We start from the raw sequence: 11,635 nt of genomic DNA, 5'->3' as shown, positions 1-11,635 counted from the left end.
GCCGATGCATTACGGACACGACCACGCCCACGACCACGGCGGCCACCACTCCCATGGCCACGCCCATGGGCACGGACACAACCACCCGCCGGCGCGCGCCACCCAGTGGCAGACGCCGCACCTGCCCCACGACCACGTTCACGACGCGCCGGACGACCCGCGCGCGACCGATCTCGACCTGGTGGAGGCGGCCTTCGCGGAGGGCTTCGCCTCCGCCTCCGACGTCACCAGCTTCCTGCGCATGGCGGGCGTGCCCTTCGTGGGCGAGGACGCCGCGGGACGCCGCCTTCACCTGCTGCGCGTGGAGCTGGAGGACATGGTGGACGTGGGCGCCGTGGCCCCGTTGCTTGGCGGCGGGGGGGTGCGTTACGACCCGCTTCCGGCCAAGATGACCTCGCGCCGCCGTCGACTCGCCTTCGTGTTCCACGACGGCCAGCAGGTGGTCCGCCTCCCTTACGCTTCCGCGCGGGCGCTCAACGACCGCACGGAGGCCTCTCAGATCGAAACCCGCTCCGCATGACCCTCCCAGGAGACCGCATCATGGGCCGTTCCCTTCTCCGCGCGACCGTCGTCGCCACGACCGCCCTCGCCCCCTCGCTCGCCTTCGCCCACCCCGGCCACGGCGACGCTTTCGGCTTCGCCGCCGGCGTCGGCCACCCGATCGGCGGCCTCGACCATGTGCTCGCCATGGTGATGGTGGGCGTGTTCGCCGCGCAGCTCGGCGGCCGGGCGCTCTGGGCCGTGCCCGCGGCCTTCGTCGGCGTCATGGCCATCGGCGGCGCGCTCGGCATGGCGGGCGTCGCGGTTCCCTTCGTGGAGACCGGCATCGCGCTGTCGATCGTGGTGCTCGGCGCGGTGGTGGCCTTCGGCGTGAAGGCGCCGGTCGCCGCCGCCATGGCGCTCGTCGGCCTGTTCGCCGTGTTCCACGGCTACGCCCACGGCGCCGAAATGCCGGAGACCGCCGGCGGGGCCGCCTACGCCGCCGGCTTCATGCTCGCCACCGCCCTGCTGCACGCCGCGGGCGTGGGCTTCGGCCTGCTGATCGGCAAGGCGAGCGAGGCCCATGGCGGGCTCGTCACCCGCGCCGCCGGCGGCCTCGCCGCCGTGGTCGGGCTCGCGATCCTGACCGGCGTGGCCTGACCGGAAACGACGAAGGCCGGGACGGTCCGCCCGTCCCGGCCTTCGTCAGTCTTCGCATATCCTGCAGAACGATCAGCCCTTGGCGAAATCGTCCGCGCGCGCCTGACGCGCCAGCGCGTCCAGCACCGCGTTGACCATGCCGGCCTCGTCCCGCTCGAAGAAGGCGTGGGCGATGTCCACATATTCCGTGATCACCACCTTCACCGGCACGTCCTTGCGCTTGCCGAGTTCGAAGGCGCCGGCGCGCAGGATGGCGCGCATGATCGCCTCCACCCGCTTCAGCGGCCAGCCGGCCTGCAATGTGCGGTCGATGAGCGGGTCCAGCGCGCGCTGCTCCTTCAGCACGCCGCCCACGAGATCGCGGAAGAACGCGGCCTCGGCCGGCTTGTACTCCTCGCCGTCGATCTCCTTGCCGATCCAGTGCGACTCGAACTGGGCCAGCGTCTCCGGCAGCGGCGTGCCCGCGATGTCCATCTGATACAGCGCCTGCACCGCCGCGAGGCGGGCGGCGGAACGGTTCTCGCCCTTGGCCATGGTCAGACGCACCCCGCCGCGCGCTTGATGCGCAGCACCGCGAGCGCCGCCTCGGCGGCGTCGCCGCCCTTGTCCATGTGGTCGACGCTGGCGCGGGCGATGGCCTGCGCCTCGTTCTCCACCGTCAGGATGCCGTTGCCGAGCGGCAGCCGCAGCGAGACCGACAGGTCCATCAGCGCGCGGGCGCTCTGTTCGGTGACGATTTCGTAATGGGTGGTCTCGCCGCGGATGACGGTTCCAAGCGCCACCACCGCGTCATAGGGCTGGTGCCGCGCGGAGGCCGCCTGCACCAGAATGGCGATGGTCGCCGGAATCTCCAGCGCGCCCGGCACGCTGACCACGTCGCAATGGGCGCCCGCCGCCTCGATCCGGCGCAGCGCGCCCTTCAGAAGCTCATCCGCGAGGGCGTCGTAAAACCGCGCCTCGACGAGGAGCACGCGCGCGGGCGTCTGCTCTACGCCGCCGACGCGGCGCTTGGGTTCGGCCATGGGGACGACAAGCCTCGAAATCTTGGAATGAGGACGGCTCAGTACCCGAGGTCGCGCGCCTCGGCAAGGCGCGCGGCGTAGCGGGCCATCATGTCGGCTTCGATGTTGACCCGGTCGCCGACCCCGCGCCCGCCCCAGGTCGTCTCCTTGAGCGTGTGCGGGATAAGATGGACGCTGAAGCGCCGCCCCTCCACCGTGTTCACGGTCAGCGACGTCCCGTCGAGGCAGACCGAGCCCTTCACCGCCACGAAGCGGGCGATCTCCGCCGGCGCCTCGAAGATGAAGCGCGCCGTCTCCGGCCCGTCCTCGCGCGCCGTGATCTCCGCCACGCCGTCCACATGGCCGAGCACCACATGGCCGCCGAGCTCGTCGCCGATCCTCAGCGCCCGCTCCAGATTGATCCGCCGGCCGACCGCCCAGCCGCCGACGGTGGTGAGCGCCAGCGTCTCCGGCCCGGCCTGGACCGTGAAACGGCAGCCGGCCCCCTCCGGCTCCACCGCCGTCACCGTCAGGCAGACGCCGTCGCAAGCTATGGAGGCGCCGAGCGCGATTCCCGCCGCCTCATAGCGCGCGGCGACCACGAGGCGGATCACCTCGTCCTCCGCCTCCCGCGCGACGATCTCGCCCACGTCGGTGACGATGCCGGTGAACATGGCCGCCCGCGCCTCAGGCCGCCGACAGCCGGGCGGCGACGGCGTCGAGCGCCTCCGCGGCCCTGGCGCCCTCGGGGCCGCCCGCCTGCGCCATGTCCGGCCGGCCGCCGCCGCCCGATCCGCCGAGCGCGGCGGAGGCCGCGCGCACCAGATCGACCGCGTTGAACCGCGACGTCAGGTCGGCGGTGACGCCGACCACCACGCCGGCCTTGCCCTCGGAGGTGACTCCCACGATCGCCGCGACCCCGGAACCGAGCGACTTCTTGGCCTCGTCCACGAGGCTCTTGAGGTCCTTCATCTCGATGCCCTCGACCGCGCGGGCGAACAGCTTGACGCCGCCGACCTCGCGCACCGCGTCGGCGCCGTCGGCCCCGCCGCCGCCCATGGCGAGCTTCTTGCGCGCGTCGACCAGCTCGCGCTCAAGCTTCCGGCGCTCATCGAGCAGCGTCTCGATCCGCTCCACGATCTCGGCCTCGGGCGCCTTCAGGAGCGCAGCGACGTCAGCGACGCGCGCGTTCTGGGTTTCGAAATGCCGCCGCGCCGCCTCGCCGGTCAGCGCCTCGACCCGGCGCACGCCCGCGGCGACGCCGCTCTCGCCCACGATGGTGATGGCGCCGATCTCGCCGGTCGCGCCCACATGGGTGCCGCCGCAGAGCTCGACCGAATAGGTGGCGTCGTCCGCCCCGCGCCCCATGGACACGACCCGGACCTCGTCGCCGTACTTCTCGCCGAACAGCGCGCGGGCGCCGGAGGCCCGCGCCTCCTCCAGCCCCATGACGCGCGTCACCACCGGCGCGTTCTGCAGCACCACCCCGTTGGCGATGGCCTCGATGCGCTCAAGCTCACTGTCCGAGATCGGCTTCGGATGGCTGAAGTCGAAGCGCAGCCGGTCGGGCGCCACCAGCGAGCCCTTCTGCGCCACATGGTCGCCGAGCGTGAGCCGCAACGCCTCGTGCAGCAGATGGGTGGCGGAGTGGTTGCCGCGCACCTTGCGCCGCCGCTCGTGGTCCACCGTGAAGGTCAGCCCGTCGCCGACGGCGATCGACCCTTCGCGCACCTCGACCGTGTGCACGAACACGTCGCCGAGCTTCTTCTGGGTGTCGCTCACCACCGCCTCGACGCCGGGCGCGCTCAGCACGCCCACGTCGCCGACCTGGCCGCCGGACTCGCCGTAGAACGGCGTCTGGTTCGCGACGAGCAGACCGCTCTCGCCCGCGGAGAGCGTGGTCACCTCGGCGCCGTCCTTCAGCAGCGCCACGACCTGGCCGTCCGCCTGCTCTGCGCCATAGCCCAGGAACTCGGTCGCGCCGACTCGCTCCCGGATCGGGAACCAGACGGTCTCGGTCGCGGCCTCGCCCGAGCCCGCCCAGGCGGCGCGGGCCTCCGCCTTCTGCCGCGCCATGGCCGCGTTGAAGCCGTCCACGTCCACCGAGACGCCCCGCGCGCGCAGCGCGTCCTGGGTCAGGTCGAGCGGGAAGCCATAGGTGTCGTAAAGCTTGAAGGCGGTCTCGCCCGCGAGGCTCTGGCCCTCTCCGAGCCCGGCCGACGCCTCGTCCAGCAGCCCGAGCCCGCGCGCCAGCGTGGTGCGGAACCGCACCTCCTCAAGCTGCAGCGTCTCGGAGATCAGCCCCTCGGCGCGCACCAGCTCCGGATAGGCGGCGCCCATCTCACGGATCAGCGCCGGCACCAGCCGCCACATCAGCGGCTCCGCCGCGCCCAGCAGCTGGGCGTGGCGCATGGCGCGGCGCATGATGCGGCGCAGCACGTAGCCGCGGCCTTCGTTGGACGGCAGCACGCCTTCCGCCACCAGGAAACTCGACGCGCGCAGATGATCGGCGATGACCCTGTGGCTCGCCCGCGCCGCTCCTTCCGCCGGCACGCCCGTCGCCTCGACCGCCGCGGCGATCAGCGCCTTGAACAGGTCGATGTCGTAATTGGACGACGCGCCCTGCAGGATGGCGGAGATGCGCTCGAGGCCCATGCCGGTGTCGATGGACGGGCGCGGCAGCGGCTGGCGCTCGCCAGGCGCGACCTGATCGTACTGCATGAAGACCAGGTTCCAGAACTCAAGGAACCGGTCGCCGTCCTCGTCCGGGCTGCCGGGAGGCCCGCCCGCGAGCTTGTCGCCCTGATCGAAGAAAATCTCGGAGCACGGGCCGCAGGGGCCGGTGTCGCCGGCCGCCCAGAAGTTGTCCGAGGACGCGATGCGGATGATGCGGTCGTCGGAGAAGCCGGCGATCTTCTTCCACAGGCCGTAGGCCTCGTCGTCGTCAATGTAGACGGTGACGAGCAGGCGGTCCTTCGGCAGATCGAAATGCTTCGTCACCAGCCCCCAGGCCAGCTCGATCGCGCGCTCCTTGAAGTAGTCGCCGAACGAGAAGTTGCCGAGCATCTCGAAGAAGGTGTGATGCCGGGCGGTGTAGCCCACATTGTCCAGATCGTTGTGCTTGCCGCCGGCGCGCAGGCACTTCTGCGCGGTGGTCGCCCTGGCGTAGTCGCGGCGCTCGACCCCGGTGAACAGGTTCTTGAACTGCACCATGCCGGCGCTGGTGAACATCAGCGTCGGATCGTTGCGGGGGACCAGAGGGCCCGAGGCGACGGCCGCGTGGCCCTCCTTCCGGAAGTAGTCCAGGAAGGTCTTTCGGATCTCGTTGACGCCGCTCATCGCTGTGGTCGAACCGCTCGCTCGGGACAGAAGTGGACCGGCCGGCGGTCACGCCGGCCTGAAACGCGGCGCACCATAGGGGGCGGCCCACGCGACTGTCCAGAAAGCCTTCGGAACGCGGCGTCGCAGCGGCGCCGGGCGGGCGCCGCCCTCCGCCTCCAAGGTCAGTCGGCGTCCACGTCCGGGTCGTTCGGATCGACGCGGTCGAGAATCTTCTCGGCCAGCACGCCCGCGCTCTGCCGCACCGCCGACTCGATCCGGTCGGCGACCTCCGGGTTCTCCCGCAGGAACGACTTGGCGTTCTCGCGCCCCTGGCCGAGCCGCTGGCTGTCGAAGGAGTACCAGGCGCCCGACTTCTCCACGATGCCGGCCTTGACGCCGAGATCGATCAGCTCGCCCAGCTTGGACACGCCCTCGCCATACATGATGTCGAACTCGACCTGCTTGAACGGCGGGGCGACCTTGTTCTTCACCACCTTGACGCGGGTCTGGTTGCCCACGACCTCGTCGCGCTCCTTGATCGAGCCGATGCGGCGGATGTCGAGGCGGACCGAAGCGTAGAACTTGAGCGCGTTGCCGCCGGTGGTCGTCTCCGGGCTGCCGTACATCACGCCGATCTTCATGCGGATCTGATTGATGAAGATCACCATGGTGCGCGACTTGGAGATGGAGCCGGTGAGCTTGCGCAGCGCCTGGCTCATCAGCCGCGCCTGCAGGCCGGGCTGGACCTCGCCCATCTCGCCCTCGAGCTCGGCGCGCGGCGTCAGCGCCGCCACCGAATCGATCACCAGCACGTCGATCGCGCCGGAACGCACCAGCGTGTCGGCGATCTCCAGCGCCTGCTCGCCGGTGTCGGGCTGTGAGATCAGCAGGTCCTGCAGGTTCACGCCGAGCTTGCGGGCGTAGACCGGATCGAGCGCGTGCTCGGCGTCCACGAAGGCGCAGACGCCGCCCTTCTTCTGGGCCTCCGCCACCGTGTGCAGCGCGAGCGTGGTCTTGCCGGAGCTTTCCGGCCCGAAGATCTCGACGATGCGCCCGCGCGGCAGGCCGCCCACGCCGAGAGCGATGTCGAGACCGAGCGAGCCGGTGGAGACCGTCTCGATGTCGAGCGCGGTCTGCGCGCCGCCGAGACGCATGATCGAGCCTTTGCCGAACGCCCGATCGATCTGGGCGAGCGCGGCGTCCAGCGCCTTGGTCTTGTCCATGGAGCTTCCTTCGACGAGGCGGAGATTGGCTTGAGACATCGCGTCGGCTCCTTATGGCACGGCCCGCGCCGGACCTTCAATGAAGCCCTTCGTACCACTTCCGTTCTTGGAACACAACAGGAACAGACCTGCGTTCGACCGCGAGCCGCGCCCGCGCGGACCTTCAGCCGCCCATGGTCTCCTTCACGGCCTGCACCAGCTGCTTCAGCGTGAACGGCTTCGGCAGGAAGGCGAAGCTCTCGCCTTCGGGCAGGTTCTTCTTGAAGGCGTCTTCGGCGTAGCCGGACACGAAGATGATCTTGAGGTCCGGCTGCTTCTTGCGCAGCTCCCGCAGCAGCGACGGGCCGTCCATCTCGGGCATGACCACGTCGGAGACCACCAGCTCCACCTCCGCGCCGTGGCTCTCCATCTGCTCCAGCGCCTCGACGCCGGAGCGCGCCTCCAGCACGGTGTAGCCGCGCGACGCCAGAGCGCGGGCGCCGAAGGCGCGCACGGCGTCCTCGTCCTCCACCAGCAGCACGGTGCCGCGGCCGGTCATGTCCTGCGGCGCGGCGGCGACCGCCGCGGGTTTGGCCTCCTCCGCCTCCGCCGGCGTGTGGCGCGGCAGGAAGATGCGGAAAATCGCGCCCTTGCCCGGCTCGGACAGCGCGAAGACGTAGCCGTCGGTCTGCTTGACGATGCCGTAGACGGTGGAGAGGCCGAGGCCCGTGCCCTTGCCCACCTCCTTGGTGGAGAAGAACGGCTCGAAGATCTTGTCGATGATCTCGACCGGAATGCCGGAGCCGGTGTCCTCCACGTCGATCATCACGTAATCGGCGGCCGCGAGCCCGCGGTGTCCCATCGCCGGTATCTCGGCCGCGGCCACGTTGCGGGTGCGGATCGTCACCACGCCGCCGTCCGCCATGGCGTCGCGGGCGTTGACCACCAGATTGATGATCACCTGCTCGAACTGGTTGAGGTCCGCCTTCACCAGCCAGAGGTCCCGGCCGTGGACGAGCTCCAGCTTCACCTTCTCGCCCAGCAGGCGGGAGAGCAGCATGCGCAGCTCCGCCAGCACGTCGCCGAGCGCGATCACCTGCGGCCGCAGGGTCTGGCGGCGGGAGAACGCCAGCAGCTGCCGCACCAGGCTCGCGGCCCGGTTGGCGTTCTGCTTGATCTGCATGATGTCCTGGAAGGACGGATCGGTCGGCCGGTGGTTGGCGAGCAGCAGGTCGGAGTAGCCGATGATGGCGGTCAGCACGTTGTTGAAGTCGTGCGCCACGCCGCCGGCGAGCTGGCCCACCGCCTGCATCTTCTGGCTCTGGGCGAACTGGGCCTCCAGCGCCCGCTGGTCGGTGGTGTCGAGCGCGTAGACCACGGCGGCCTCGCCGTCGCCGTCGGCGTCGTCCACCCGCGTCACGAACAGGCGCGCGGAGCGGCCGCCCTCGCCCGCAAGCGTCGCGTCCACCGGCTCCACCTCGCCGGCGCCGCCGGCGGCGAGCGCGACCGCGGCCTCCAGCGCCGTCCGCTCGCGCTCGCCGTCGAGGGCGGAGACGATGGAGCGCTCGGCCGCGTCGCCGCGCAGCCGGTCGCCGAACAGCTTGGCGAAGGGCGCGTTGGTGCGGATCACCCGCCCGCGCGCGTCCACGGTGGCGATGGCGAGCGGCGTGTTGTTGAAGAAGCGGGCGAAGCGCACCTCCGCCGCGCGCAGCGGCTCGGAGACGTCGGCGCCAGGGCCGCGGTCGAGCACCAGCGTGCGCGAGGCGCCCGGCGTGCCGTCATGGGCCCAGGCCACCGAATGCAGCAGGCGCGCCGGCAGCGACCTGCCGCTGCGGGCCCTGAGGTCCACGTCGATGATCTCGGTCGCCACCTCGCCGGGCTTGGCCGGCACCGCCTCCACCAGCGCCGCGCCGTCGCCGGCGAGGATCTCCCGCAGCCTCAGGCCGTCGCCGATGCGCGTCAGGTCCTGGTCGAGCCAGCCGGCGAGCGTGGCGTTCATATAGACGATGGAGCCGTCGCCCTCGGCGGCGAAGAAGCCCGCCGGCGCGTGGTCGAGGAAATCGACCGCGTGCTGCAGCTCCTGGAACACGTTCTCATGCCGCTCCCGCTCTCGGGTCACGTCGGCGAGCGTCCACACGGTCTCGGTTCCGCCGCCGCCGGGCCGCTCGATCGAGCGCACGCCGATGCGGAACCACGCGCCCCGCCCCTCGGGGAGGGTGACGCGGGTCTCCTCATGGGCGCGGCGGCCGGCGCGCGCCGCCTGCGACAGGCGGTAGATCGCCTCCGCCACGTCGGCGTTGCCGGCGAACACCCGCTCCACCGTGCGGGCGGAGTTCGCGCCCTCCGCGCGGGTGAGGTCGAGATAGGCGTCGTTGGCGTAGACGATGCGGCCGCCGGCGTCGGTCACCAGCACGCCCTCGTCGGAGGTGGCGGCGATGGCGCGGGCGAGATCGTCCCGGCGTCCGCGGCCGGAAAGCTGGATCAGACCCACGGCGCCCGCGAACAGCGCGAACACGCCGACCATGGACAGAGCGGCGAGCAGCGTGAGAATCCAGGGCTGTGCGGTCTCGCCGCTCAGGAAGGACACGGCGATCGCCGCGCCCACAAGAGCGGCCGCCAGCAGCACGACAAGCCCGACGGAGCCGGAACGCCCGCTGCGGTCGATCGGCGGCTCGCCGCGCATCGGGCCTCCTTCGGCGACGCTGCTCATGGACCCTCGTGTCACGCTCTCTGCCCGGTCGCCTGCGGCGGAGCGATTCGCCCCCGCCACGGCGCGCTTCCGGACCATGGAGACGCTAGCGCCTCATGGCAAGACGACGATGCAGCGCCATGCGCGGAGACATCGCTCACCGGCGCTTCTTCTTGCGCATGACGAAGCCGATGACTTCGGCCACCGCCTTGTAGTGCTCGGACGGAATCTCACGGTCGATCTCGATCGCCGCGTGCAGCGAGCGGGCGAGCGGCGGGTTCTCCACCACCTCGACGCCCGCCTCCTCCGCCACCTTGCGGATGCGCAGCGCCACGGAGTCCACGCCCTTGGCCACGCACAGCGGCGCGTTCATGCCGGGCTCGTACTTCAGCGCCACGGCGTAGTGGGTCGGGTTGGCGATCACCACCGTCGCGCCGGGCACCTGGGCCATCATGCGCTTGCGCGAACGCTCCACCCGGATCTGGCGGATGCGCGCCTTGACGTGCGGATCGCCCTCCTGCTGCTTGTGCTCGTCGCGGATCTCCTGCACCGACATGCGCAGCCGCTCGTTCCAGCGCCGCCGCTGCCAGATGTAGTCGCCGATGGCGACCGCGGCGTAGACGGCGGCGGCGGACGTCAGCACCCGAAGCGCCAGCGCCTTGATCGCCCCCAGCATCTGGGCCGGATCGGCCGCGACCAGCGAGGCCACCTGCGCCCGCGCCGGCCACACGATCATGGTGATCACCGCGCCCACCACGCCGATCTTCACCAGCCCCTTCAGGAAGTTGACGAGGCTCTCCGCCGAGAACAGCCGCTTGAAGCCAGAGGCGGGCGAAATCTTCGACAGCTTGGGCGTGAGCGATTCCGTGGAGAACACGAAGCGGTGCTGCGCCAGGTTGCCGACGATGGCCGCGGCCATCAGCGCCAGCATGGGCAGGGCGAGCGCGGCCGCGATGGCGAGGCCGAGCCCGCCGGCCATGCGGATCAGCGCGCCGCCGTCCATGGCGTAGAGATGCGGTTCGGCGAGAAACCGCCGCAGCGCGTGCGCGAGGTTCGAGGCCACTCCGTCGCCGAAGATCGAGACCGCGAGCGTCGCCGCCGCCATGCCGAACCAGGTGTTCAGCTCCTGGCTTTTCGCCACGTCGCCGCGCTTCAGGGCGTCGTCCAGCTTCTTCTGGGTCGGTTCTTCGGTCTTTTCGCCGCCTTCGTCTTCGCCCGCCATCCGCCCCTCCGCTTAGCGCCCGGACAGGCTGCGCAGCGTCTCGCCCATGTCGGTCAGGAACACCCCCATCATCAGGCCGAGAACCAGCATCAGCAGCAGGAAACCGGCGGCGATGGTGAGCGGCGTCGCGATGAAGAACACCTGGAGCTGCGGCATCAGCCGGGACAGCACGCCGAGCCCGAGATTGAACACCAGCCCGAACACCAGGAACGGGGCCGAGATCTGGACGCCGATGCGGAACGCCTCCGCCGCGGTCTTCAGCGCGAGCTGGGCGGCGTCGCCCGTGTCCGGAATCACGCCCGGCCGGAACGCGTCGTAGCTGCCGGCGATGGCGGAGATGGCGAGGTGGTGCAGGTCGGTGGCGAAGATCAGCGCCACGCCCACCAGCGTGAGAAAGGTGCCGATCAGCGCGCCCTGCTGGCCTTGGGTCGGATCGACGGTTGTGACGAAGCCGAGGCCGAGCTGGTTCGCGATCACGAAGCCCGCGGTGGAGAGCGCCGACATCACCAGCCGCGCCACCACCCCGAGCGTGAGCCCGACCGCGATCTCGCCCAGCAGCAGCCCGAGCAGGCCGATCGGCTGCATCGCGTCGAGCGCGTAGAGCGGCCGGGCGAACGGCCAGAACACCAGCGCGAGCAGCAGCGCGATGGTCAGGCGGAAACGGGCGGAGACGTTCTCCTCGCCCAGCGCCGGCATCAGCATCACCATCGCGCCGACGCGGGCGAAGATGAAGACGAAGGCCGCCACGTCCGTGGGCAGGAACTCGATGCGCATGGCCCTCTCCGCGGGCCGCTCAGCCGCCCGACGCGATGCGCCCGGCGATTCGGGCCATGTGGCCCGCCATGGCGTCGCCCATAAAGGGTAGCGCGAGCAGCAGCGCCAGGAACAGCGCCAGGATCTTCGGCACGAAGACGAGCGTCATCTCCTGGATCTGGGTCAGCGCCTGGAACAGCGACACCACCACGCCCACCACCAGCGTGACCGCCATCAGCGGCCCTCCCACCAGCAGGATGGTCCACAGCCCGTCCCGGGCCACGTCGAGCACCTCGCCGCCGTTCAT

Annotated in this window: 11 protein-coding genes; 2 read left to right on the top strand and 9 right to left on the bottom strand. The window is 70.9% G+C overall.

Features of this window, described 5'->3' with window-relative positions; translation table 11 throughout:
• The first annotated feature begins 4 nt into the window (after positions 1-4).
• Together PKE85_RS08065 and PKE85_RS08060 are read left to right on the top strand one after the other, a co-directional pair.
• Positions 5-520: a hypothetical protein gene (locus tag PKE85_RS08065; protein ID WP_271204287.1), complete on the top strand. Its 516-nt coding sequence runs from the start codon at positions 5-7 to the stop codon at positions 518-520.
• 20 nt (positions 521-540) lie between these two features.
• Positions 541-1,140, top strand: a complete 600-nt coding sequence (locus PKE85_RS08060) for a HupE/UreJ family protein (RefSeq protein ID WP_271204286.1) — start codon at positions 541-543, stop codon at positions 1,138-1,140.
• 72 nt (positions 1,141-1,212) lie between these two features.
• On the opposite strand, the gene nusB is transcribed toward PKE85_RS08060, so the two are convergent.
• From nusB to fliQ, 9 genes are all read right to left on the bottom strand, one after another.
• The gene (nusB, locus tag PKE85_RS08055; RefSeq protein WP_271204344.1) at positions 1,213-1,674 is read right to left on the bottom strand and encodes a transcription antitermination factor NusB; all 462 of its coding nucleotides are present in this window, start codon (positions 1,672-1,674) and stop codon (positions 1,213-1,215) included.
• Between the two features lie 2 nt (positions 1,675-1,676).
• Positions 1,677-2,162 carry a 6,7-dimethyl-8-ribityllumazine synthase gene (ribH, locus tag PKE85_RS08050; RefSeq protein ID WP_271204285.1) on the bottom strand — a complete coding sequence of 162 codons (486 nt, stop codon included), beginning with the start codon at positions 2,160-2,162 and terminating at the stop codon, positions 1,677-1,679.
• A gap of 38 nt (positions 2,163-2,200) precedes the next feature.
• Positions 2,201-2,815 carry a riboflavin synthase gene (locus PKE85_RS08045; protein ID WP_271204284.1) on the bottom strand — a complete coding sequence of 205 codons (615 nt, stop codon included), beginning with the start codon at positions 2,813-2,815 and terminating at the stop codon, positions 2,201-2,203.
• Positions 2,816-2,828: 13 nt separating this feature from the next.
• Positions 2,829-5,480 carry an alanine--tRNA ligase gene (alaS, locus tag PKE85_RS08040; RefSeq protein WP_271204283.1) on the bottom strand — a complete coding sequence of 884 codons (2,652 nt, stop codon included), beginning with the start codon at positions 5,478-5,480 and terminating at the stop codon, positions 2,829-2,831.
• Positions 5,481-5,644: 164 nt separating this feature from the next.
• A complete protein-coding gene (gene recA / locus PKE85_RS08035; protein ID WP_271204282.1) occupies positions 5,645-6,724 on the bottom strand; it encodes a recombinase RecA in 1,080 nt (359 codons plus the stop codon).
• Positions 6,725-6,848: 124 nt separating this feature from the next.
• Positions 6,849-9,374 carry a cell cycle histidine kinase CckA gene (cckA, locus tag PKE85_RS08030; protein WP_271204281.1) on the bottom strand — a complete coding sequence of 842 codons (2,526 nt, stop codon included), beginning with the start codon at positions 9,372-9,374 and terminating at the stop codon, positions 6,849-6,851.
• A 136-nt stretch (positions 9,375-9,510) separates the two neighbouring features.
• Positions 9,511-10,575 carry a flagellar biosynthesis protein FlhB gene (gene flhB, locus PKE85_RS08025; RefSeq protein WP_271204280.1) on the bottom strand — a complete coding sequence of 355 codons (1,065 nt, stop codon included), beginning with the start codon at positions 10,573-10,575 and terminating at the stop codon, positions 9,511-9,513.
• Between the two features lie 12 nt (positions 10,576-10,587).
• A complete protein-coding gene (fliR, locus tag PKE85_RS08020; RefSeq protein ID WP_271204279.1) occupies positions 10,588-11,349 on the bottom strand; it encodes a flagellar biosynthetic protein FliR in 762 nt (253 codons plus the stop codon).
• Between the two features lie 19 nt (positions 11,350-11,368).
• A complete protein-coding gene (fliQ, locus tag PKE85_RS08015; RefSeq protein ID WP_271204278.1) occupies positions 11,369-11,635 on the bottom strand; it encodes a flagellar biosynthesis protein FliQ in 267 nt (88 codons plus the stop codon).

Origin of the sequence: Methylopila jiangsuensis, assembly GCF_027922305.1 — a bacterium.
Classification (GTDB): domain Bacteria; phylum Pseudomonadota; class Alphaproteobacteria; order Rhizobiales; family Methylopilaceae; genus Methylopila; species Methylopila jiangsuensis.
This window is presented reverse-complemented; position numbering and strand designations above follow the sequence as displayed.